The sequence below is a fragment of the Pseudacidovorax sp. 1753 genome, from assembly GCF_040544975.1.
Classification (GTDB): domain Bacteria; phylum Pseudomonadota; class Gammaproteobacteria; order Burkholderiales; family Burkholderiaceae_C; genus Xenophilus.
The window spans coordinates 17,645-40,022 of sequence record NZ_JBEPKY010000014.1 but is presented as its reverse complement, the minus strand read 5'-3'; the positions used below and the strand labels follow the sequence as shown (position 1 = coordinate 40,022).

24 protein-coding genes and 1 pseudogene are annotated in these 22,378 nt (G+C 70.9%); 11 read left to right on the top strand and 14 right to left on the bottom strand.

All coding sequences use genetic code 11. The features are described from left to right. Window positions 1-5 precede the first annotated feature (5 nt). Window positions 6-695 carry a LuxR C-terminal-related transcriptional regulator gene (locus ABIC63_RS18170; RefSeq protein ID WP_354320819.1) on the bottom strand — a complete coding sequence of 230 codons (690 nt, stop codon included), beginning with the start codon at window positions 693-695 and terminating at the stop codon, window positions 6-8. Between the two features lie 234 nt (window positions 696-929). On the opposite strand from ABIC63_RS18170, the gene ABIC63_RS18165 reads away from it, so the two are divergent. From ABIC63_RS18165 to ABIC63_RS18145, 5 genes are read left to right on the top strand one after another with little or no spacing between them, the layout of a single operon-like run. Then, window positions 930-2,447 (top strand): class I adenylate-forming enzyme family protein, encoded by a 1,518-nt coding sequence (locus ABIC63_RS18165; RefSeq protein ID WP_354320818.1) that lies wholly within the window; start codon window positions 930-932, stop codon window positions 2,445-2,447. Next, window positions 2,444-2,890 (top strand): PaaI family thioesterase, encoded by a 447-nt coding sequence (locus ABIC63_RS18160; protein ID WP_354320817.1) that lies wholly within the window; start codon window positions 2,444-2,446, stop codon window positions 2,888-2,890. Before ABIC63_RS18165 ends, ABIC63_RS18160 begins: the two co-directional genes overlap by 4 nt. Window positions 2,891-2,936: 46 nt before the next feature. Next, window positions 2,937-3,923, top strand: a complete 987-nt coding sequence (locus tag ABIC63_RS18155) for a tripartite tricarboxylate transporter substrate binding protein (RefSeq protein ID WP_354320816.1) — start codon at window positions 2,937-2,939, stop codon at window positions 3,921-3,923. Between the two features lie 41 nt (window positions 3,924-3,964). Further along, window positions 3,965-4,783 (top strand): SDR family oxidoreductase, encoded by an 819-nt coding sequence (locus ABIC63_RS18150; protein WP_354320815.1) that lies wholly within the window; start codon window positions 3,965-3,967, stop codon window positions 4,781-4,783. After that, window positions 4,780-5,097: a hotdog fold domain-containing protein gene (locus ABIC63_RS18145; RefSeq protein WP_354320814.1), complete on the top strand. Its 318-nt coding sequence runs from the start codon at window positions 4,780-4,782 to the stop codon at window positions 5,095-5,097. The genes ABIC63_RS18150 and ABIC63_RS18145 overlap by 4 nt, the downstream gene beginning before the upstream one ends. A gap of 141 nt (window positions 5,098-5,238) precedes the next feature. Here ABIC63_RS18145 and ABIC63_RS18140 read toward each other — a convergent pair whose 3' ends face one another. From ABIC63_RS18140 to ABIC63_RS18090, 11 genes and pseudogenes are all read right to left on the bottom strand, one after another. After that, window positions 5,239-6,234, bottom strand: coding sequence for a Bug family tripartite tricarboxylate transporter substrate binding protein (locus tag ABIC63_RS18140; RefSeq protein WP_502935887.1), 996 nt, complete (start codon window positions 6,232-6,234; stop codon window positions 5,239-5,241). 45 nt (window positions 6,235-6,279) lie between these two features. After that, window positions 6,280-6,429, bottom strand: a pseudogene (locus tag ABIC63_RS18135) (acyl-CoA dehydrogenase family protein); the annotation flags it as partial. A gap of 2 nt (window positions 6,430-6,431) precedes the next feature. Then, window positions 6,432-7,238, bottom strand: a complete 807-nt coding sequence (locus ABIC63_RS18130; RefSeq protein ID WP_354320812.1) for an enoyl-CoA hydratase/isomerase family protein — start codon at window positions 7,236-7,238, stop codon at window positions 6,432-6,434. After that, window positions 7,235-8,935 (bottom strand): long-chain-fatty-acid--CoA ligase, encoded by a 1,701-nt coding sequence (locus tag ABIC63_RS18125; RefSeq protein ID WP_354320811.1) that lies wholly within the window; start codon window positions 8,933-8,935, stop codon window positions 7,235-7,237. Before ABIC63_RS18125 ends, ABIC63_RS18130 begins: the two co-directional genes overlap by 4 nt. A gap of 64 nt (window positions 8,936-8,999) precedes the next feature. Beyond that, complete coding sequence (locus ABIC63_RS18120; RefSeq protein ID WP_354320810.1) at window positions 9,000-10,151, bottom strand: acyl-CoA dehydrogenase family protein; 1,152 nt, start codon at window positions 10,149-10,151, stop codon at window positions 9,000-9,002. A 22-nt stretch (window positions 10,152-10,173) separates the two neighbouring features. Next, window positions 10,174-11,001 (bottom strand): SDR family NAD(P)-dependent oxidoreductase, encoded by an 828-nt coding sequence (locus ABIC63_RS18115; RefSeq protein ID WP_294372360.1) that lies wholly within the window; start codon window positions 10,999-11,001, stop codon window positions 10,174-10,176. A gap of 43 nt (window positions 11,002-11,044) precedes the next feature. Then, window positions 11,045-11,506 (bottom strand): MaoC family dehydratase, encoded by a 462-nt coding sequence (locus tag ABIC63_RS18110; RefSeq protein WP_354320809.1) that lies wholly within the window; start codon window positions 11,504-11,506, stop codon window positions 11,045-11,047. After that, window positions 11,499-11,942: a MaoC family dehydratase N-terminal domain-containing protein gene (locus tag ABIC63_RS18105; protein WP_294372355.1), complete on the bottom strand. Its 444-nt coding sequence runs from the start codon at window positions 11,940-11,942 to the stop codon at window positions 11,499-11,501. The genes ABIC63_RS18110 and ABIC63_RS18105 overlap by 8 nt, the downstream gene beginning before the upstream one ends. After that, window positions 11,939-13,138, bottom strand: a complete 1,200-nt coding sequence (locus tag ABIC63_RS18100; RefSeq protein WP_354320808.1) for a lipid-transfer protein — start codon at window positions 13,136-13,138, stop codon at window positions 11,939-11,941. Before ABIC63_RS18100 ends, ABIC63_RS18105 begins: the two co-directional genes overlap by 4 nt. 124 nt (window positions 13,139-13,262) lie before the next feature. Continuing rightward, on the bottom strand, window positions 13,263-14,339 hold the full coding sequence (locus ABIC63_RS18095; protein WP_294372348.1) for an AraC family transcriptional regulator: 1,077 nt from the start codon (window positions 14,337-14,339) through the stop codon (window positions 13,263-13,265). A 70-nt stretch (window positions 14,340-14,409) separates the two neighbouring features. Continuing rightward, entirely contained in the window at window positions 14,410-15,606 is a 1,197-nt protein-coding gene (locus tag ABIC63_RS18090) for a CaiB/BaiF CoA transferase family protein (protein ID WP_354320807.1), read from the bottom strand. A 113-nt stretch (window positions 15,607-15,719) separates the two neighbouring features. On the opposite strand from ABIC63_RS18090, the gene ABIC63_RS18085 reads away from it, so the two are divergent. Next, a complete protein-coding gene (locus ABIC63_RS18085; protein ID WP_354320806.1) occupies window positions 15,720-16,667 on the top strand; it encodes a LysR family transcriptional regulator in 948 nt (315 codons plus the stop codon). Window positions 16,668-16,673: 6 nt separating this feature from the next. Here the strand turns inward: ABIC63_RS18085 and ABIC63_RS18080 are convergent, their stop codons facing one another. After that, entirely contained in the window at window positions 16,674-17,621 is a 948-nt protein-coding gene (locus ABIC63_RS18080; RefSeq protein WP_354320805.1) for a tripartite tricarboxylate transporter substrate binding protein, read from the bottom strand. 74 nt (window positions 17,622-17,695) lie between these two features. Here ABIC63_RS18080 and ABIC63_RS18075 point away from each other — a divergent pair, with 74 nt between their 5' ends. The 4 genes from ABIC63_RS18075 (at window position 17,696) to ABIC63_RS18060 (ending at window position 21,588) form a co-directional block, all read left to right on the top strand. After that, window positions 17,696-18,679 (top strand): tripartite tricarboxylate transporter substrate-binding protein, encoded by a 984-nt coding sequence (locus ABIC63_RS18075; protein ID WP_354320804.1) that lies wholly within the window; start codon window positions 17,696-17,698, stop codon window positions 18,677-18,679. A 12-nt stretch (window positions 18,680-18,691) separates the two neighbouring features. Next, on the top strand, window positions 18,692-19,006 hold the full coding sequence (locus tag ABIC63_RS18070) for a hypothetical protein (RefSeq protein WP_354320803.1): 315 nt from the start codon (window positions 18,692-18,694) through the stop codon (window positions 19,004-19,006). Between the two features lie 87 nt (window positions 19,007-19,093). After that, on the top strand, window positions 19,094-21,037 hold the full coding sequence (locus ABIC63_RS18065; RefSeq protein ID WP_354320802.1) for a hypothetical protein: 1,944 nt from the start codon (window positions 19,094-19,096) through the stop codon (window positions 21,035-21,037). Between the two features lie 92 nt (window positions 21,038-21,129). Next, window positions 21,130-21,588, top strand: coding sequence for a copper chaperone PCu(A)C (locus ABIC63_RS18060; protein ID WP_354320936.1), 459 nt, complete (start codon window positions 21,130-21,132; stop codon window positions 21,586-21,588). A gap of 47 nt (window positions 21,589-21,635) precedes the next feature. On the opposite strand, the gene ABIC63_RS18055 is transcribed toward ABIC63_RS18060, so the two are convergent. Beyond that, the gene (locus ABIC63_RS18055) at window positions 21,636-21,860 is read right to left on the bottom strand and encodes a DUF3606 domain-containing protein (RefSeq protein WP_354320801.1); all 225 of its coding nucleotides are present in this window, start codon (window positions 21,858-21,860) and stop codon (window positions 21,636-21,638) included. A gap of 210 nt (window positions 21,861-22,070) precedes the next feature. Here ABIC63_RS18055 and ABIC63_RS18050 point away from each other — a divergent pair, with 210 nt between their 5' ends. After that, window positions 22,071-22,238: a hypothetical protein gene (locus tag ABIC63_RS18050; RefSeq protein ID WP_354320800.1), complete on the top strand. Its 168-nt coding sequence runs from the start codon at window positions 22,071-22,073 to the stop codon at window positions 22,236-22,238. Window positions 22,239-22,378: the final 140 nt, after the last annotated feature.

Here is a 22,378-nt window from a genome sequence, read left to right as displayed (position 1 = left end):
TCGCCTCAGCGCCCGCCCAGCAGGCCCATGCGGCCTGCCTCGAAAACGGCTTCACCGCGCGAATGCACCGCGAGCTTGGCATAGAGGTTCTTGATGTGGCCCTGCACCGTGTGCTTGGTGATGCCCTGCAGCCGGGCGATCTCCGCATAGGAATAGCCGCGGGCGATCAGGTCCAGCACCTCGGCCTCGCGCGGCGTCAGGCCGGGGCTGCCACCCTGCTCCGCGGCCGGTGCTTCGTCCGCCGGACGCCGCATCCGCAGCAGGAGCTTGCGCGCGATCATCGGCGAGATGGGCGAGGCACCCTGCTTGATCTCCACGAGGGTGCGGGCCACGTCGGCCGGGGTGGAGTCCTTCTGGATGTAGCCGACGGCGCCGGCCTCGACGCAGGCGAGCACCGTGTCCTCGTCGCCGAAGACGGAGATGACGAGCACGTCGCACCCCGGCTGGCTGCGCGCCACCTCGCGCAGGAGCGCCAGCGCATTGCCGTCCGGCAGTGCCAGGTCCGTCAGCAGGATGTCGGCCTGGCCCGCATCCCGGAACCAGGCCTGCGCGTCGGCCAGCAGGCCGAACTCGCCGGCCAGCGCCAGATCGGGATGCGCCCGAACGCAGTCGGCGAAGAAGCGTCGGATGTCTGCATCGTCCTCGAGGAGGACGACGCGCCAGCGCGAGGTCGGCGAAGGGGGCGGATTGGGCATGGGCAGGCCCGAGCTTAGCGTCAGGCTTGCAGGTGGAACCCCCATGGACATGGGGGCACCCTGCGTCCGGTCGGCCATCCTCGCTGGCGGCGAGGGGTACTTGGGCACCGCTCCCACGCACCGGCCCGATTGGAAGGTTTCGCCAACGCCCCCGACCGATCCAGCCATTGGGTGCGGCGCCGGCGCTGCCTACGCTCGGGCCGTCTGAACGAACCCGCCCCGAGCGTCCGCACCGTGTACCTCACCCAAGGCCTGCATCGCGCCCTGCAGAGACATCCCGAGAAGATTGCCCTTACCCACGTCGGTGACGGCTTCGTGCGGCAGCACCGCTTTGCGCAACTGCTGGACGACGTCGCGCGCCATGCTGCGGCCTTGCGCGGGCGCGGCGTGGCGGCCGGCGATCGCGTGGCCCTGCTGGCGCCCAACGACGACCTGCTGGTGCGCGCCCTCCATGCCTGCTGGTGGCTGGGGGCCGTGGCCTGTCCGCTCAACGTGCGCTGGTCGGCGGCCGAGGTGGCCCACGCGGTGGCCGACAGCGGCGCGCGGCTGCTGCTGGTGAGCGACGGCCTGGCGTCCGCGATGCCGGACGGCCTCGACGTGCCGGTGCTGCGCCTGGCGGCGCTGGCGGACGAAGCCGCCACCTGCCCGCCGGTGCCCGACACCCGCACCGGCGGCGATGCGGTGGCCTGCCTGCTCTACACCGGCGGCACCACCGGGCGCGCCAAGGGCGTGGTGCTCAGCCATGCGAACTTCTGGACGGCGTCGATGACGCGCGGTGCGGAGCTCAACAACGCGCCGGAGTCGGTGTCGTTGCTGGTGGCGCCGCTCTTCCACGTGGCGGGCCTGGGCCGGCTGGTGGGCCAGACGCTGGTCAGCGGCAGTGCCATCACCATGGCGCAGTTCCGGCCGGCCGATGTGCTCGCGGCCATCGAGCGCCACGGCATCACCGACGTGATCCTGGTGCCGACCATGCTGCAGGCCCTGCTGGACGAGCCGGGCTTCGCGCCCCGGCGCGTGCGCAGCCTGGACCGCATCGCTTTCGGTGCGGCACCCATGCCGCCCGACCTGCTCGACCGGGCCCTGCAGGCCTGGCCGCATGCCGAGTTCTTCCAGGCCTACGGCCTGACCGAGACGGCCGGCGCGGTGTGCATCAACCTGCCGGTCAACCACCGCTCGGCCGAGGCGCGTGCCGCGGGCCGCCTGCAGTCCGTGGGCCGCGCCGGGCTGGGCGCCGAGATCGAGATCGTCGACGAAGGCGGCCAGGCGGTGCCCCGCGGCACGGTGGGCGAGATCGTGGTGCGCGGGCCCATGGTCACGCGCGGCTACTGGCGCAACGACGAGGCCACCGCGGCCGCCTTCCGCGACGGCTGGTTCCGCACGGGCGATGCGGGCTGCATGGACGCCGAGGGTTACCTGCGCATCGTCGACCGCATCAAGGACATGATCATCACGGGCGGCGAGAACGTGTACTGCGCCGAGGTGGAAGGCGCCCTGCGCAGCCACCCCGCCGTGGCCCAGGCGGCCGTGATCGGACTGCCCGATGCCCATTGGGGCGAGCGGGTGCATGCGGTGGTGGTGGCCCGGCCGGGCACCGAAGCGCCGACGCTGGAGGCACTGCGCGACTGGTGCCGCGAGCGGCTGGCCGGCTACAAGTGCCCGCGCAGCCTGGCCGTGCTGCCGCAACTGCCGCTGTCGGCCGCTGGCAAGGTGCTCAAGAACGTGCTGCGCGAGCAGGCGCACGCCGACGCATGACCGGCGCGCCGCAGGCCCCCGTCGCCGGTCCGCGCCCGGTGACGGGCGACGATCCGCGCCAGCTCTTTGCGAGGGTGCCCTTCTGCGCGCTGCTGCAGATGCGGCGCGAGCATTCCGCGGGCGGCCGCGCGCGCATGAGCCTGGATGCTCGCGAAGAGCTGGGCAATGTCATCGGCGCCGTGCATGGCGGCGTGGTGTCCACGCTGCTGGACGTGGCTATGGCCAGCGCGGCCGTCTCGCAGGTGGACTTCGCGCGCACCGCCGTCACGCTCAACCTGAGCACCAGCTTCCTGGAGCCGGGCCACGGCACGCTCACCGCCGATGCGCAGGTGGTGGCCACCGATGGCCAGGTGGCCTGGTGCCGCGCCGTCGCCACCGATGCCGAGGGCCGCACGGTGGCGCGGGCGCAGGGCAGCTTTCGCTACCTGCCGCTTCCACGCTGACCGCGTGCGGCCTGTCGATCGAACCCCAACGAAGGAGACACGAACCATGACCACCGTCATCGCCTCGCCGCGCCGCCGGCGCCTCGTCGCCAGCCTGGCCGCCCTGGGGGCCGTCCCGATGGCCTTCACGGCCCGGGCCAATGCGCCCTACCCCAGCCGGCCCATCCAGCTGGTGCTGCCCTTTCCGCCGGGTGGCTCCTTCGACCCGGTGATCCGCGCGCTGGCCGAGGCCGCCTCGCGCGAGCTCGGCCAGCCCGTGGTGCTCATGCACCATCCGGGCGCCGGCGGCGTGACGGGCACGGCCAACGTGGCGCTGATGAACGAGGCCGACGGCTACACCATCGCCGTGATCCACAACTCCGTGATCCGCGCCCCGCTGGTGCAGCGCGTGAACTGGGATCCGCTCAGGGACTTCAGCTACCTGGGCAACCTGTTCGGCCTGACCACCGGCGTGTGCGTGGCGGCCGATGCGCCCTGGAAGCGCTTCGACGAGCTCATGGCCGACGCCAAGGCGCGGCCCGGCAAGATCAGCTGGGGCAACGTGGGCGCCATCAGCATCAACCGCATCACGGCCGAGCGTCTGGCCCGCTCGGCGGGCACCTCCTTCAACATGGTGCCTTACAAGGGCGGTGGCGAAGCCTTCCAGGCGCTGATCGGACGCCACCTGGACGTGTACTCCGACCCCGGCTTCGGTGCCCAGGTGCAGGGCGGGCGCGTGCGCCTGCTGGCCACCTTCACCGCGCAGCGGCTGCCCAACCATCCGGACGTGCCCACGCTGCGCGAGCTGGGCTACGACTTCGTGATCGATTCGCCCGTGGGCCTGGTCGCGCCCAAGCGGCTGCCCGCGCCCATGGTGCAGCGCCTGCACGAGGCCTTCCGTGCCGCTTCCGCCTCGCCGGCCTACCTGCGCCAGCTCGACCTGTACGACATGGTGCCGCAGCCGAGTTCGCCCGAGGCCCATGCCGCCTTCGCCCGCGAGCAGTTCGCGCGCGACCAGAAGATGCTGGCCGAGATCGGCTTCAAGCCCGAGTAGCGCAGGCCCCGCTGCCCACGCCTTTTCACAGGACCTTTGCGATGACTGCATCCCCCGCCGCTCCCGTGTTCGACTTCTCCGGCCGCCATGTCTTCGTGGCCGGCGGCTCTTCCGGCATCAACTTCGGCATCGCGCAGGGCTTTGCGCGGGCCGGTGCGCGCATCGCGCTCATCAGCCGCTCGGCCGACAAGGTGGCCACTGCCGTGTCGCAGCTCGAAGCCGAAGGCGCCGAGGCCTTCGGCCAGGCGGCCGACGTGCGCCAGCCCGAGGCCGTGCAGGCCGCGCTGGAGGCCGCGGCCGCCCGCTTCGGGCCCATCGACGTGCTGGTGTCCGGCGCGGCCGGCAACTTCCTGGCCAGCGTGCTGGACATGTCGCCCAATGCCTTCCGCACGGTGGTGGACATCGACCTGCTGGGCAGCTTCCATGTGGCCCGGCTGGCCCATGCGCACCTGCGACAGCCGGGGGCATGCGTGATCCAGATCTCGGCCAGCCAGGCTTTCACGCCCACGCCCTTCCAGGCGCATGTGTGCGCGGCCAAGGCGGGCGTGGACATGCTGACCCAGGTGCTGGCCATGGAGTGGGGCCCGCAGGGCATCCGCGTCAATTCCATCGTGCCCGGGCCCATCGCCGACACCGAAGGCCTGCGCCGCCTGGCGCCCACCGACGACACGCTGGCCGCCATGGCCCGGCGCGTGCCGCTGCGCCGGCTGGGGCAGACGCAGGACATCGCCCGCATGGCCATGCTGCTGGCCAGCGACTGGGGCAGCTATGTGACCGGCGCCATCATCCCGGTGGACGGCGGCCTGGCGCTGACCGGCCCGCGCGACTTCAGCGCCGCTGCCGCGGCCAGCCGCCGATGAGCGCCGGTGCCGGCAGCGACGTGGAGGCTTGCGCGGCAGGCGACGACGCCCTGCGCAGCACCGTGCTGCTGCATGCCGCCCTGGCCCGCGCGGCCCGCAGCCGGCTGGACGATGTTCGCCGCCCGCTGGCGGCCATCGACATGCAGCTGATGTTCAGCGGCGTGCCGGGGGATGCGCCACAGGCCCAGGCCCAGGCGACCGGTGGCGGACGGTCGGTGTGCTTCTGCGAGGCCGAGTTGCGCGATGCGCAGGGGCGGACGGTGGCGCGGGCCATGGCGACCTTCCGTTATGCGCAGACGGGGGCGCCGAGATAGGGTGGAGAGCGAGGGCGGTGTTGGAACGAAGGGGCCGATGGATGCCCCCTTCTCCCCAACCCCTCTTCCGCGAGGGGAGAGAGGCTCTGGCTGCGGCGCGATGCGGCTCGCCTTGAGCCAACCACCGCAGTCGGGGCTTCTTCAGTTCAACCGGATCTGCGCGTCCCGGATGATGGCCGCATAGGCCGCCGCATCGCTGCGCAGCACGGCGGCGAATTCGGCCGGCGTGTCGCCGGCGGGAACCAGGCCCAGCGCCTCGATCTTCTCGCGGACGTCGGGCAGCGCCAGGATGCGCAGCGACTCGGCCGAGAACTTCTGCACCACCGGCTGGGGCGTGCCTGCGGGCATCAGCATGCCGAACCAGCCCAGCGGCTCGAAGCCGGTGAGGCCCTGCTCCTTGAAGGTGGGCACATCGGGCAGCCAGCTCACACGCTGCGTGCCAGTGATGCCCAGCAGCTTGAACTTGGGGAGGTGCGGCCGTGACGAGCCCGCGTCCACAAAGGCGGCCGACAGCTGCCCGCCCATCATCGCGTTGACCAGCGGGGCGCCGCCCTGGTAGGGCACGTGCACCATGTCCAGACCGCCCTGCAGGTTCAGCAGCGAGCCCTGGATGTGCGACGAACTGCCCGCCCCGTAGGAGCCATAGCTGTACTTGCCCGGCTGCGCCTTCACCAGTTCCACGAACTCGCGCACGTTCGAGGCCGGCGTGCTGCGCGGCACGGCCAGGATGCTGGGGCTCAGGGCCACGCGCGTGACCGGCACGAAGTCCTTGAGCGGGTCATAGGGCAGGTTCATGAGCGGGATCTGCTGCACGAGCGCCACGATGCTGAAGAGCACGGTGTGGCCGTCGGGCGCGGCGCGCGCCACCAGCTGCGTGCCGAGGGTGCCGCTGGCGCCGGGGCGGTTGTCGACCACCACGGGCACCTTCCAGGCCTCACCCAGCTTCTGCGCCACCAGGCGCGCGAGCACGTCGGTGGCGCCGCCGGCCGGATAGGGCACGACCATGCGGATGGGCCGGTTGGGATCGGGATAGGCGGGCGAGGCCTCGGCCGCGGCCGGCAGCGAGCCGGCGAGGCCCAGCGCTGCGGTGGTGCTGGCGAGGGCCAGCCCGAGCAGCGAACGGCGTGCAATGCGCATCATGGTGTGTCTCCTGGGTTCTTCGTGGTGGATGCGGGAAGCGGCTCAGCGCGCGGCCTGGCGCACCATGTTGCGCGCGATGACCATCTGCTGGATCTGCGTGGTGCCCTCGTAGATGCGGAACAGGCGCACGTCGCGGTAGAAGCGCTCGATGCCGTACTCGGCCATGTAGCCCACGCCGCCGAGGATCTGCACTGTCAGGCCGCGGGCGGCCAGCTGAAGGGCAGCGGGCGCTTGTCCAGGAAGGCTGCCACGGCTTCGCGGTGGGCCGGCGTGCCGGCGGCCACGGTCTGGGCATTGGCCTCGGCGTCGAGCGCCTGGGCCAGCGAGGGCGTGCCGTCGGCCAGTGCGCGCTTGATCAGGCTCACGGCCGTGGGCGATGCGCCGGTGAAGCTGCGCGCAATGGCCCAGGCGCGCGGCAGCAGCGCCTCCGGTGCATGCAGCTCGCTCACGATGCCCAGGCGCAGGGCCTCGTCGGCGCGCACGTCGCGGCCCGAAAGCATGAGCTCGCGCGCCCGCTGCACGCCCACCACGCGCGGCAGCGTGTAGAAGGCGCCCACGTCCGGCACCAGCCCGACCTTGATGAAGGACATGGCGAACCAGGCGCGTGGCGTGGCGATCACGAAGTCCGCCGCCAGCGCCAGGCTGAAGCCCGCCCCCGCCGCGGCCCCGTCGACCGCGGCGACCACCGGACGGTCGAGCGTGAGCAGGTCGCGCAGCCATTCGTGCACGTTGCCCAGGCGCTCGCGCCACTGGCCGCTGTCGATCTGCAGGCTGCCGATGTTGCGCAGGTCGCCGCCGGCGCAGAAGTGGCCGCCCGCGCCGGTCAGCACCACGGCGCGGATGTCGCGGTCGCGCCGCACCGTGCGCACGGCTTCGGCCAGCTGGTCGCGCAGCACCAGGTCGAAGGCATTGCGCTTCTCGGGGCAGTCGAGGGTGAGGGTGGCGACCTGTTCGCGCACCTCCAGGCGCACCATGCGCCGGGCTTCTGGCGATGCCGTCATGCGGCCTCCTGGGTGGGGATGAGGGCCGCGCGGGCTTCGGCCTCCTGCAGGGCACGCCAGGCGACCTTGCCGGTGGCTGAGCGCGGCAGCGCGGACAGAAAGCGCACGCTGCGCGGCACCTTGTAGGCCGACATGCGCGTGCGGCACCAGTCGAGCAGGCCGGCCTCGGTGAGGGTGCGGCCGTGCCGCGCGACGACGAGCGCCCGCACCGTCTCGCCGCGGCGCGGGTCGGGCACGCCGACCACGCAGGCCTCCAGCACGGCCTCGTGCTCGTAGAGCATGGCCTCGACCTCGGCGGGCCAGACCTTGAAGCCGCTGGCATTGATCATGCGCTTGAGGCGGTCGCGCATGAAGAAGTAGCCCTCCTCGTCCACATGCGCGAGGTCGCCGGTGCGCAGGTAGCGCTGGCCATCGATGGTGACGAAGGCCTGGGCATCGGCCTCGGGCTGGCGCCAGTAGCCGAGCATGAGCTGCGGACCGCGCGTGACCAGTTCGCCCACCTTGCCGGGCGGCAGCGGCGCCAGCGACTCCGGATCGACCACCAGCGAATGCACACCCTGCGTGGGCAGGCCCAGGCACTGGCGCTTGCCGCGGTCCACCGGGTTGGCATGCAGGAAGGCTGCGGTCTCGGTCAGACCGTAGGCCTCGTTGTAGGCCAGGCCGAAGCGCGCCTGCAGCATGCCGGCCACTGCCTCGGGCATGGCGGCGCCGCCGCCGGAGAGCATCGAGAGGCTGCTCAGGTCCGCCGTGGCCGCTTCGGGCTGGGCGAAGAAGTCCATCACCATGGCCGGCGGTGCGGCCCACACGCTCACGCGGTGGTGGGCCACCAGGGCCACGGCCTGGGCCGCGTTCCAGCGGGGCATCATGACCACGGTGGCGCCCAGGGTGATGGGCAGGTTCATGCCGTTCTGCATGCCCAGCATGTGGAACAGCGGCGCCACGCACAGGAAGACCGATTCCGAATGCAGCCCGCGCCACACCTGCGAGGCCAGGTTGGAGGCCAGCAGCGTGGCGTGCGAATGCCGGCAGCCCTTGGGCGCGCCGGTGGTGCCCGAGGTGTAGGGCAGCGCCGCCAGCGCATGCACATCGGCATGCCAAGGCGGCGGTGCCAGGCCTTCGGCAATGGCCGCCTCGAAGCCGTGGTAGGGCCCGTCGGGCAGCGGGCGTCGTGCCTCGGCCAGCGCCGGCACGCCCTGCACGGCCTCGGCCTGCGTCGAGGCGCCGTCGCCCGAGAGCGCATCGGCATAGGCCAGCACGAGCACCGCATCGAGCAGGCCGTCGGCCACCGCCTGCTGCACCGGCCCAAGCAACTCCTGCGCGCAGATGGCGACGCGTGCGCCGCTGTCGTGGGCATAGTGGGCCAGCTCCGGCGCGGTGCTCATCGGGTTGACCGGCACCACCGCCGCGCCGGCGCGCTGGATGCCGAAGGTGGCGACGACGAACTGCGGGCAGTTCTGTGCCACGAGCAGCACGCGGTCGCCCGGCCGCACGCCCAGGCGCTGCGCCAGATGGCCGGCCAGCGCGCAACTGCGCTGCCAGAGGCCCGCGTAGTCCAGCGTGCTGCCGGCGAACGCGATGGCCGGCTTGTCGGGCCAGCGCTCGGCGGCGGTCTGCAGGAAATGCGTGAGCGGCACCTGGGGCACCCGCACGTCGGCGGGCACGCCACGGGGCCAGAAGGGACGGGGGAGCGAGGGCATCGGCGTTGTCTCCGTTCATGCGCGCCGCCCTGCACCGGGGCGGCGGAGTGGGATCACGGGGCGGTCACAGGTTGCGGGCGATGAGCTCCTTCATCACCTCGCTCGTGCCGCCGTAGATGCGCATGACGCGCGAGTCGACGAAGGCCCGGCAGATCGGGTAGTCCATCATGTAGCCGTAGCCGCCGTACAGCTGCAGCATCTCGTCGAGCGCACGCCCGAGCTCCTCGGTGGCGAAGAGCTTGGCCATGGCGGCCTCGTCCAGCGTCAGCCGGCGGCGCAGGTGTTCCGCCAGGTACTGGTCGACCATCATGCGCACCGCCGTCGCGCGGGTGCGGATGCCGGCCAGTGCGAAGCGGGTGTTCTGCATGTCCAGCAGCGGCTTGCCGAAGACGATGCGCTCGCGGGTGTAGCGCACCGTCTCCTCGTACATGGCCTCCAGCTTGGCCGCCGCGCCGAGCGCGATGACGAAGCGCTCCTGGGCCAGCTCCTGCATCAGGTAGCCCAGCCCCTTGTTCTCCTCGCCCAGCAGGTTGCCGGCGGGAACGCGCACCCCATCGAAGAAGAGCTCGGCCGTGTCGGCGGCCTCCTGGCCCATCTTGTCGAGCTTGCGCCCGCGCCGGAAGCCCGGCCGGTCGGCCTCCACCAGCAGCAGCGAGACGCCCTTGCCGCCGAGGTCGGGGGCGGTCTTGGCGACGACGACCACCAGGTCGCAGTTCAGGCCGTTGGAGATGAAGGTCTTGCTGCCGTCGATGACGTAGTCGTCGCCCTCGCGCCGGGCCGTGGTGCGGATGGCGCGCAGGTCGCTGCCGGCGCCGGGCTCGCTCATGGCGATGGCCAGGATGGTCTCGCCGCTCACGCAACCGGGCAGCCAGCGCGCCTTCTGCGCCTCGGTGCCCAGCCGCGCGATGTACGGCGCGACCACATCGGAATGCAGGCCGAAGCCCAGGCCCGAGATGCCCGAGCGGCCGATCTCCTCGACGATCACGGCCGCATGGCCGAAGTCGCCGCCGCCGCCGCCCCAGGCACTGTCGAGCGTGGGGCACAGCAGGCCCTCGCGGCCGGCCTTGAGCCAGGTCTCGCGGTCCACGCGGCCTTCGCGGTCCCACTCGGCCTGGCGCGGGCGGCATTCGCGGTCCAGGAAGCGGCGCACGGTCTGGCGCAGCAGCTCATGGTCGTCGCGGAAGACCTGGCGGGGGTAGGTGAGGATGCTTTCCATGGTCGCCCTCGCGTGCGCCGTGTCAGGGCTTGCCGCCGCCGCAGACCAGCACCTGGCCGCTGACGAAGTCGGACTCGGGAATGCACAGCAGGTAGACGGCGCCCGCGGCTTCTTCGGGCGTGCCGCCGCGGCCCAGCGGAATGGTCTGCTCGATGGACTTGAGGATCTGCGGATTCACGCCCACGCGGATCTGCCGGCCGGCGATGTCGATGCTCGCGTCACTGCCCGCGGCCGCCTCGGTCAGGCGCGTCATGATGAGCCCGAAGGCCACGCTGTTGACGTTGACGCGGTAGCGGCCCCATTCCTTGGCCAGCGCCTTGGTCAGGCCGTTGATGCCGGCCTTGGCGGCGGCGTAGTTGGCCTGGCCGGCATTGCCGTAGACGCCCGACACCGACGAGATGTTGACCACCTTGCGATGCACCGGCCGGCCCTCGTCGGCCTCGCGGCGGGCGGCGTCGCGGATGAAGTCCGCGGCCGCACGCAGCACGCGGAAGGGCGCCGTCAGGTGCACGGCGAGCATGGCCTCCCATTGCTCGTCGCTCATCTTCTGCACCACGTTGTCCCAGGTGTAGCCGGCGTTGTTGACGATGATGTCGAGCCCGCCGAAGGTGTCGATGGCGGTGGCGACGAAGCGCTCGGCGAAGCCGGCTTCGGTGACGCTGCCGATGCAGGCCACGGCCTGCCCGTCGCGGGCCTGGATGTCGCGCACGGTCTGCTCGGCCGGGCCGGCGTCCAGGTCGTTGATGACCACGCGGGCGCCTTCGCCTGCGAGCTTGAGGGCGATCTCGCGGCCGATGCCGCGGCCGGAGCCCGAGACGATGGCGACCTTGCCTTCGAGTTTTCTTGACATGGATTTCCTTCGGGGGAATGGGGCGGATGCGGTGGTCGGTGGTTCAGCCCAGGGCGACGACGGCCTCGCCCTGCAGCTTGATCTGGCCGGCCTCGTTGGTCGTCTGCAGCAGCAGCCGCGCGCGGCGCTCGCCCTGCTCGACGACGATGTCGGCCACTTCGCCGGTGCAGCGGATGGCCTCGCCGACCTGGGTGATGGCGGCAAAGCGCACATCGAAGCGGCGCAGGGCCTGCTGCGGCACCCAGTCGGTGAGCAGCCGGCCCAGCCAGGCCATGGACAGCATGCCGTGCGCGAACACGTCGGCCTGGCCGGCGGCGCGGGCGAAATCGCTGTCCACATGGATGGGGTTGTGGTCGCCCGAGGCACCGCAGTACAGCGCCAGCGTGAGGCGGCTCACCGGTGGCAGCTGCAGCGGCGGCAGCCGGTCGCCCACGCGCAGTGCGGCCAGCTGTGCGGGCGCGAGCCGGGTGGCGGCGGCCGCGGTGTCGGCCAGGACTTCAGCCATGGCGCATCACCGTCACGCTGCGCAGGTCGGCCACATGCTCGCCGCGCTGGTTGCTCACATGGGTCTGGCGCACGACGAACTCGAGCGCGCCGCCCTTCTTGTCGTAGATGTCCTCGATGCGCTGCGCAAAGCGCAGGCGGTCGCCGGCATGGGCGAGCCGGTGGTACGCGAAGCCCTGCTCGCCATGCAGCAGCCGGCGGTAGTCCAGCCCGAGCAGGTTGCGGATGGCGGCCGGGTCGGGCGACTCCATCTCCAGGCAGAACAGGAAGGTGGGCGGCACCGGCAGGCCCGGATGGCCCGCGGCGCGGGCTGCGGCCTCGTCGGCGTAGACGGGGTCCGTCTGGCCGGTGGCCTTGGCAAAGAAGCGCAGCCGGCCCGGCTCCACGTCCACCTCGAAGGGCGGCATGGCATGGCCGATGTACTGGCGGTCGATCATGCGCCGACCTTCTCGTAGAGCGTGACCACGCAGGCGCCGCCCAGCCCCAGGTTGTGCTGCAGCGCCAGCCGTGCGCCTTCCACCTGCCGCTGCTCGGCCTGGCCGCGCAGTTGCCAGACCAGCTCGGCGCACTGGGCCAGGCCCGTCGCGCCCAGCGGATGGCCCTTGGACAGCAGGCCGCCCGACGGATTGGTCACCACCCGGCCGCCATAGGTGTTGTCGCCTTCGAGGATGAAGCGCTCGGCCGTGCCCTCGGGCGTGAGGCCCAGCGCCTCGTAGGTGATGAGTTCGTTGGCCGTGAAGCAGTCATGCAGTTCGACCACGTCCAGGTCTTCCGGACCCACGCCGGCGGCTTCGTAGACCTGATTGGCGGCGGCCACGCTCATGTCGTAGCCGACCACGCGGCGCATGTCGCCGCTGTCGAAGGTGCTGGGGCGGTCGGTGGTCATGGCCTGGGCGCGGATCGCCACGCTGGAATCCAGGCCGTGCTTGCGGGCGAACTCCGCCGAGCACATCACCGCGGCCGCCGCACCGCAGGTGGGCGGGCAGCACTGGTAGCGCGTGAGCGGGTCGAACACCGTGGGCGCGGCCATCACCTCTTCGAGGGTGAGCGTCTGCCTGAACACGGCCAGCGGATTGCGGGCCGCATGCTGGCGCGCCTTGACCGAGATGCGGCCGAAGGTGTCGGGCCGGATGCCATGCGCGCGGATGTAGTCGCGCCCCGCGCCGCCGAAGAACTGCGCCGCGCGCGGTGCGGCCGCGTCGAAGCCCTGGTGCTCGGTCATGACCTCGGCGAAGCGGGCCATGGGCGACGGGCGGTCGTCCCAGGCGCCCTTGAGCGCACCGGGCTGCATCTGCTCGAAGCCGAGGGCGATGGCGCATTCGACCATGCCGCTTTCCACCGCCTGGCGCGCCAGGAAGAGCGCACTGGAGCCCGTGGAGCAGTTGTTGTTGACGTTGAACACCGGAATGCCGGTGAGGCCCACGCCGTAGATCGCGGCCTGGCCGGCGGTGGAGTCGCCGTAGACATAGCCCACGTAGGCCTGCTGCACCTCGGCATAGTCGACGCCCGCGTCCCGCAGGGCGGCCTGGGCGGCGCGCATGCCCATGACGGTGTAGGGCTCGCTGGCGCCGGGCTTGGTGAAGGGGATCATGCCCACGCCCACGACGTGGACGGTTCGGCCGGTTCGGGTCATCGGTGGTTCCTCTGGCGTTGCTCCATGGCAGCCAGTGTGGCCAGCGCCCCCCGGACGGCCAATCGCGGATCGGCGCAAAAGGATTGGCAGAAAACATCGCCGGCCCGGGGGCCGACAGTCGCCGTCAGTGCGACAGCTGCGGCTCGGCGGACGGCGCCGCCGCGTCCTGCGCCCGCGCCAGGTAGCGCTCGCGATACGCGCCGGGCGCGAGCCCCGTCCACGCCTTGAAGGCACGGTGGAAGGTGCTGGCCTCCGAATAGCCCAGGCGCTCGGCGATCTCGATCAGCGTGAGGTCGGGCCTCGACAGGTACTCCACCGCCACGTCGCGGCGCAGGCTGTCCTTGATGGCCTGGAAGCCCTGCCCTTCGCGCTGCAGCCGCCGGCGCAGGGTCTGCGGCGTCATGGCGAGCGACGCGCTCACCTGCTCCAGCGAAGGCAGCTCCTCGTGCAGGTGACGACGCAGCACGCGGCGGATGCGTTCGGTCAGGCTGGTGTGGTCGCGGTAGCGCACCAGCAGGTCGCCGGGCACGCTGCGCAGGAAGCCTTCCACGCTCTCGGTGCTCTGCACCACCGGCAGGTCGAGCCAGCGCGACTCGAAGCGCAGGCCCATCCAGTCGCGGCCCGCACTGACCGGCGCCTGGAAGAGGCGCGAGGCCTCGGAGCGCTGCACATTGACCGAGCGGTCGTAGACCACCTCCTGCAGGGGAATGCGGCGCGCCACCAGCCAGCAGGCCACGCCGAAGGCGAAGAACATGAAGGAGCGCTGGGCATACTCGAGCGGTGCCGAAGGGGGCTGCCGCGTGTCGATGCGCAGCGTGACCAGGCCGCCGTGGCGCTGCACATGCACGCCGATATCGGGCAGCACCTGGTGCGCATAGCGGGCGCCCTGGCGCAGGGCCTCGCCCAGCGTCTCGCAGCGCACCAGCATGCGGCAGCCGGTGGCGAAGGTGCCCAGCGGCACCGGTCGGCCGGCCAGGCCCCAGAGCTCGTCGCGCATGCGGCGCGTGAGCTGCACGACCAGCGTGGCGTACTGCGCCTGCGTGACGCGTGCGAGGTTCGAGCCCAGCAGCGTGGGCGCGATGCCCGCGCGGCGCAGCAGCGCATCGCAGTCCAGCCCGCGTGCGCGGGCCCCCTGCAGGATCTGGTCGACCTGCGCGATGGCGATGGTGTGCTGGACGGGGCGGGCGAAGCTGGGAGGCATGGCAAGGGGCGCGGGCCGCGGCGGGCCGGCGCCGACCGTACCCGAAAGCCACCAGCGGCTCAATGGGGCCTCAGCCGATGGCGGCCACGCGCCGGAGCTGCTCCCGCTCCTCCTCGCTCCAGCCGAGTTCGGCCAGCACCTCGTCGGTGTGCTGGCCCGGCGCGGGTGCATCGTGCCGGACGGCGAAGTCGTGGCCGCTGATGCGAACCGGCGGGCCGAGCTGCCGGTCGCCCGCGGGGGCCGTGACGGCCATGCCCCGGGCCTGCATCTGCGGATGGGCCAGGGCCTCGTCCAGCCGCAGCACGGGCGTGACGCAGCAGTCCTCCTGCGCGAACAGGGCCGCCCAGTGGGCCTGGCTGTGCTGGCGTAGCACGGCGGCGACCTCGGTTTTGACGGCATGGCGATCGGGCGCCTCGGCGTCGGGCGGGTGGTCCGCCAGATGGGGCCGGCCGATGCAGGCGCAGAAGCGGCGCCAGAACTTCGGCTCCAGGGCGCCTACCGCCATCCAGCGGCCATCGGCGGTGGCGTAATGGTCGTAGCAGGCCAGCGCGCCGGTGAGCTTGTCGGTGCCCAGGGGCCGAGCCCGGCCACCGCGCGCGACGGCCATGTGGGGAATGACGGCATGGGCCAGCAGCCCGTCGGCGATGGCGACATCCACATGGCGCCCGCGGCCGGTGCGAGACGCGTCGAAGAGCGCCGCCAGGATGCCCATCACCGCGGGCATGGTGCCGCCCAGCAGATCGGCCACAGGGATGCTGGACAGCGCGGGCGGCGCGTCGGCGCGGCCCATCTGGTCGGCCACGCCGGTCAACGCGGCGTAGTTCATGTCGTGGCCCGCGGCATCGCGCATCGGCCCGGTCTGGCCATAGCCGGTGATGCTGCAGTAGATCAGCCGAGGGTTGTGCGCCTGGACGGCGGACACGCCCACGCCCAGCCTGTCCATGACGCCCGGGCGAAAGGACTCCACCAGCACGTCGGCCCGCTCGCACAGCCGCAGCAGCGTCTGTACGCCCTGGGGCTGCTTGAGGTCGAGGCGGATGCCGCGCTTGTTGCGGTTGACCTGCCGGCGCACGCCGTCGACGGCATAGTCGCCGGCCCCCAGGTCCTCGATCTTGATCACGTCCGCGCCCAGGTCGGCGAGGTGCAGGGTGCACATGGGGCCCGGCAGCAGCCGGGTCAGGTCCAGCACGCGCACGCCCGCCAGCGGCGCGCCCTGGGCGCTGGCGGCGGGCGAGGTCGGGAGTCGGTCTTGGGTGTCGTTCCACATGCGGACCACTCTAGGCAGCGCGGGGCTGCGCGGGAATGGCCCAAAGCCTCATCCGGCTTCGCAGGAACGATCAGGCGATGGCCCCGCGTCTCGGCCCGGTACGATCCGCCCCGATGCGTCCACCTGCTTCCGTTCTCGTCGCGCGCCTGGCCAGCAAGGCGCGGCTCAAGCACCTCCAGCTGCTGGTCTGCGTGGCAGAGCTTGGCAGTCTGCAGAAGGCCGCTGCGCAGGTCGGGCTGAGCCAGCCGGCCGCGACGCATGCCCTGTCCGAGCTGGAGTCGCTGTTCGAGGCCCCCCTGTTCGAGCGCCATTCCAAGGGCATGCGCCCCACCCCACTGGGGCAGGCGATGCTGCCGCTGATGGCCAACGCGGTGCGTTCGCTGCAACAGTGCGCGGAACTGGCGGCGGCCCTGGCCGCGGGCAAATCCACCACCCTGCGCGTCGGTGCGATCGGCGCCGCCACCTCCGGGCTTCTGTCGGCGACGCTGCCGCGCTTCAGTGCCATGCATCCCGAGATGCTGGTCGACGTGATCCAGCTGAGCCCCGACGAACTGGTCCGCGCCATCTCCCGGGACGTCATCGACATCGGACTGTGCCGGCGGCCGGCCATGCTGCCCGAGGGTGTCGACTTCGTGGAGCTGCTGTCCGACCGCTATGCCATCGTCTGCGGCCGGCAGCATCCGCTGGCCCGCCGACAGGTCACGGGCATCGAGGAGCTGGCCGGCGAGCTCTGGCTGATGCCTCCGCATAGCACCATCGCCGGCGCTGCGTTTGCCCGGCTCTGGGATGACAGCGCCGTGCAGCCTTCGCTGTGCCGGGTGAATGCACGCTCGCCCGTGCTGCTGGCGTCGATGCTGTCGCAGCGCGATCTGCTGGTCTTCCTTCCCTTGAACGTGGCCCGCCCCTTCCTTGAATCGGGCGTCTTCTGCGAGATCCAGGTGCCGTGGAAGACACCGTTGCCGGCCCTCGGGGCCATCACGCATGGCCAGTCCTCCTTCCATGCCGCAGCGATGCAGTTGCTGGAGCAGCTCAAGCTCGACGGCGACCTGGCGGATGCGTAGCGGCGCTCACGGCGCGGTGCGCCGCGTCGCACCGAGAACCCGCGCGTAGCGCTGGCTCGACCTGCGCACGTCTTCCGCAAAGCGCTCCTGCTCGCCTCGCCGCGGCGTGGGCGCGCCCAGCCGGAGCAGCGCCCGCTGTACGTCCTCGTCGCGCAGCGCCTCGCGCAATGCGGCTTCGAGCGCGGTGGTGGCCGAAACGGCCACGCCGGCAGCCACGAACCATCCGCTCCAGGAGTCCAGTTCGAAGCCCTCGCCGGGCGTGAAGCTGCCGAGGATCCGGATGCGCTGCTGGCGCAGCAGCGGCATCGCCACCGGAAGGGCCACCACGGCCAGATCCAGGTGCCCGCCCAGCAGATCGCTCACCATCCGTGCCGAGCCGGCATACGGCACCGGGACCAGCCCTGCATGGACGCGCTCTTCGAGCAGATCCAGTGCGAGCGCCTGGACCGTTTCGTTGCCGGGATGTCCCACATTGAGCGGCCGACCGATCGCGCGCGTGTGGGCCGCGAGATCGCTCAGTCCCGCCACTGGCACCGTGGCCGCCGCGATGACGGCCATCTCGGTATGGCCGACCTTGGCCAACGGGCGGAAGTCCCCGATGCCGAAGCCGGCCTGCGCATTGAGCATCGGCACCAGCACCAGCGTGTTGATGGCACCGACAAGCACCGTGCAGCCGTCGCGTGGCGCCGCCATGGCCTCACGCGCACCGATGGCGCCCGAGGCGCCTGGCACGTTGCGCACGATGAGCTCGCGGCCCAGTCGCTCCGACACCGCCGCCGCCAGTAGCCGGGACGTGGCGTCCAGCGATCCCCCCGTGGGATACGGCACCACGACGGACAGCGGCCGGGAGGCTGGGCAGGCCGATGCCGCCGTGGACAGGACGGTCGTGACCAGGGCTGCCAGGCAACGCCGTGCGCTCAGTGAAAACCCGGCATTCATGGTTTGGATAAGCATGCGAACAAACGAATTCGACCTGCGGCCAGGGTCCGAAAAGAATCGCGGCCTTCCTTGAAAGACCCGATCCGCCAATGACCCGTTTCCAGAAGGCCCTTGCGATTGTTGCCGCGGTGCTGGCACCGCTGCATGCAAGTGCCCAGTCCTTTCCCAGTCATCCCATCACGCTGGTGGTGCCTTTCGCACCGGGCGGTCCCACCGACCGCGTCGCGCGCGATCTGGCCGAATCCTTGCGCAAACCGCTCGGCGGTGCAACCGTGGTGGTGGACAACGCCGCCGGCGCTGGCGGTGCCGTCGGTGCCGCGAAGGTCGCACACGCCGCGGCGGACGGCTACACCCTGCTGCTGCACCACATCGGCATGGCGACGATGCCGGGCCTGGTTCGCAAGCTGCCCTTCTCGGTGGAGAAGGACTTCGCCTACCTCGGCATCGTCAACGATGTACCGATGACGCTCATCGGCAGGCCCACGCTGCCCGCCTCCAATTTCAAGGAACTCGTCGCCTGGATCGGACAGAACAAGGGGCATATCAACCTCGGCAACGCGGGCGTCGGCTCGGCCTCGCACCTGTGCGGGATGCTGCTGCAGCAGGCCCTCGGCACGGAGATGACCGCCGTGCCCTACAAGGGAACAGGCCCTGCCATGACCGACCTCATGGGTGGGCAGATCGACCTGATGTGCGACCAGACGACGAGCACGACCGCCCACATCGAGGCGAAGAAGGTCAAGGTTTTCGGCGTGACCTCGCCCACGCGCCTGGCGACGCCAGCGCTGCGAGAAGTGCCGACGTTGCAGGAGGCCGGCCTGAAGAACTTCCAGGTCAGCATCTTCCATGGCCTGTATGCCCCGAAGGGCACGCCGCCCGCCGTACTGGACCGTTTGCACACCGCGCTGGAAGCCGCCTTGCGCGATCCGGACTTCATCCAGCGTGAACAGGCACTGGGTGCCGTGGTCGCCCAGGACGGGCGTACCCAGCCGGAAGGCCACCGGCAATTCGTTGCGGCCGAGATCGCGCGTTGGACGCCGCTGATCAAGGGTGCCGGCGTCTATGCCGACTGAGGAGAGGCGCGCATGCGGTTCGCCTTGAGCCTGGCAGTGCTGGTGTCAGCGGCCGTGGTCGCGTTCCTCATGCGGCCCGACGATGAGCCCATCCCTGTGGACACGCGGCCGATGTCGGCGCCGCAGGCGGCATCGTTGCCAGATGGCACGGTGGCGGCCGAGGCCACCGCCTCATCGTCCCGCATCGAACTGCTGCCCGAACTCAGCCCCGCGGCACAGCGGGCCGCGGCCATGCACCCTGCCTCGCGCGGCCCGGCCGTCCTCATCGATGCCTCGCCCAAGCTGCGGCGTGCCGCGGCCGCCGACGAAGAGCCGCCGCCCAGTTGATGTTTCCTCTCCCTGCGGCGCCTGTGGGCCGCAGGCGTCCGCCCGAAAGGGTATCTGCCCTCGATCACTTCCAACCATTCCAGAGACATGAACAGATCCTTCGCACTTGCCACGATGGCCACTGCCGTCATCGCGGCCACCGCCTGCGGCGGAGACGGTGGCGGCAGCCTGTCGGGCTTCGTCCCTTCGTCGGCGACCACCGCTTCGACGACCGCGCCGGCACCGGCGCCGGCATCGGCGCCGTCCGTCAATCCGATGACGACGCTCGACGAGAGCAAGATCGTCACCGCCGCCGAGGCATCCGCCTGGCTGACAGAGAAAGACAACCTTGGCCCGGCCTATGCCGGCTCCAAGAAGTACGACCAGTACATCGCCTTCCTCGAGGGCAAGATGCGCGCACTGGGCATGGTGGACTTCACCCGCTACACATTTCCCTATCCCTTCTGGGAGACGACCGAATGGCCTGACAAGAGCGGCTGGACGCTGATGTCCAACGGGGTCAAGCAGGACGTGGCGGCCTATGCCGTCAATTCGGGCTCGACCGGCGCGAACGGCGTCACCGGCCAGATGATCCTGTACGACCTCAACGTGCCGGCTGCCCAGCGGCCCACGGCGGCCCAGATGAGCGGCAAGATCGTGGTCATCAAGCAGCAGACCTATGCGAGCGTGACCTCCGGTTCAGCGCTGCCGGACTACGAGTTCCGCACCGATCCCGAGACATTCACGCCCACTGGCCAGGTGGTGCCGGCGTCTGCGGATGCGGATTTCCGGAACCGACAGCAATTGGGCAGTGCGACTTCCTACGGCGCCAACGTCTGTGCATCGGCGGGCGGCATTGCGGCGATCTGGATCCTGGACATGTCGCCGCTGGCGGCCCAGGGCGCACGCCAGCACACCACGCCCAAGCCTTACAACTGCCCGGGCGTGATGGTCGACCGCAACGTGGGCGTCACCATTGCCGCCGACGCGGCCGCCGGCAAGCAGGCCACCGTGGTCCTCAATGCGACCACGACCGACACGCGGCCGGCGCAGATCGTCGCCTACCTGCCCGGCAGGAACTATGGCAAGGCGAACGATCAGAAGCTGCTCATGATCACCCACACCGACGGGCCCAGCAATGTGGAGGACAACGGCTCGCTGGGCATCCTGGGCGTGCTGAACTACTTCGCGCAGATCCCCCAGGCCCAGCGGGACCGCACCATCATGGTCTACCTGGACAACCGGCACTTCGTGGCCGGCGCGGAGAACGCCTACCCGTATGACTACTTCGACGACTTCCCCGATGCGGCGGACGGGCTGGTCGGCGGACTGGCGATGGAGCATTTCGGTGGCATGCAGTTCGCCGAAGTGGGGAACGACTACAAGGCGACCGGCTGGCCCGCCCACACCAATCTGTATTCCTTTCCCAACCCCCTGGCCATGGACACGGTCATCGCGGCCGCGAAGGAGGTGAAGTTGAAGCGCGCCACCGTGTCCACACCCACGGCCACCGGCCTGTCCGGCGTGTACAGCGCCACTGGCGTCAATGGGCTGGGCGAAGGCAGCTGGCTGGGGCCAGGCTTCATGTCGCCCTTCGTGGACAACGGTCGGCTGCCCGCCTGGCATGTGAGCGGCGACTGGCCGAGCGCCGGCTACCAGGCCTATTACCCATCGGTGGGCGTTCGGGTTGATCCCGAATACTTCCGGACCATGGTCAAGGTGTCGGTACGGCTCTTCCAGACCCTGGAGACGGAGGACCTGACGAGGTACGCGCCCGACTGGGGGATCGTCCGGACCAACCTGAAGTCGTTGACGGCCAGCAACTTCCAGTCGGGTGCGGACGCGACCGCCCTGCGGCAATCGCTGCTCGACCGGTTCGATGTCATCTTCTCGGCAGTCCGTCAGGGCGACTATGCGACGGCCAAGACCAAGCTGCCTGAGCTGCGCGCGGCCATCCAGTCCTCCGTCAGTGGCACGGCGGCCACCAACGCCCTGGCCAATGTCGATCGCGCGATTGCGTTGGCGGACAAGGGCGCCAACCTGCCTTCCTGAAACCTGTGTCCCAGCGCCGCCCTTTGCGGGGCGGCGCGCCAACTCCCATGATCCATGCTCTTTCTGCCACGTCATTGCGGCGTCTGGTGACCATGCTGCTGATGGCGGGTGCGGCGCAAGCCAGCATCGCGTCCACGAGCGGCTTCGACGTGCGAGTGACGGACGCGTCGGTGCGTATCCCCAAGGCCGGCTTTACCAACACGGTGGCCGGCATGACGATTCGCGTTGATCGGGCGGCCGAACTCATCGCTGCTTCCACACCCTACGCGGCCCGGACGGATCTGCAGACGATCCGCCGAGGTGGAGACGAGGTGAGCATGGCGCCCGTGCCCAGCATCCCGCTGGCGCCCGGCGCCGACACCCTGCTTCGGACCGGCGAAGGACGCCAGTTCCTGATGCTCCATCGCATGAAGCGGTCGCTCAGGCCGGGGGACGTCGTGCCCATGACACTGCGCATCCGCAGCGGCGGGCAGATCCACAGCGTGGCGCTCAAGGCCCGTGTGGTGGCGCCTCGCAGCTACAGCCCTGTGCCGGAGGATGACGAACATTGACGCCCAGGAGGGTGCCCTTGCGGGCTGCCTGTTCGCGTCCGTCTTTCCTAATTGCCGGCGGCCTTGTCGACCTGGTCGTCGTTGGTGGAGGCCCGCGTGCCCTTGAGGTGCATCTCGACGTCGGGGGCCTTGTCGCCCACGGCGGACACGGCCTCCTTCAGTTGGGCCGCCGTGACGTCGAGCTTGCGGCCCCAGCGTTCGAGGGCTTCGGGAGAGTCGACGTCGATGCGTTCGATGCCGTCGGCGCGCGTGGAGTCGTCGGAAGGGGTCATGTTCGGGGTCTCCAGTGGAAGGGTTGACGGCTCATGCTGCGGCGATAGGCCCGTGGGGCCTGTAGGCGGCCGCCGCTCGCCGTCGCGGGCCATTCAAGCCTTGGGGATTGCTGGGGGCGGATGAAGCCTCGTCCGATAGCGGGTGGCGCTGCCCACCCGGGGCGTGGCGCCGGGCCGCTGGCACACTGCCCTCTTTTGCAAGGAGTTGCCGTGTCCTCATCCGCCTCGCCCCAGACCGCCGTGCTGAATGTGAGCACGCGACCCTTCTCGGTCAGCGCCCGGGTCGAGGTCACGCCCGGCGGCATGCTGGCCATTGCGGCACTGGTGACGGGCATCCTGCTGTCCACGGCGTTGATCGTCCAGGCGGCCAAGCGCTGAGAGCGGGTGCGGACGGGGCTGCTTGCCGGCGTCCGCTTCAGCACGGCCGCTCGACGGCGTTCGACCTGCCGGCACCGACCGGCAAGGCTTTCCGTCAGCCAACCATCCGTCCGGACGCTCAACCGCTGTCTGCCTCGTCC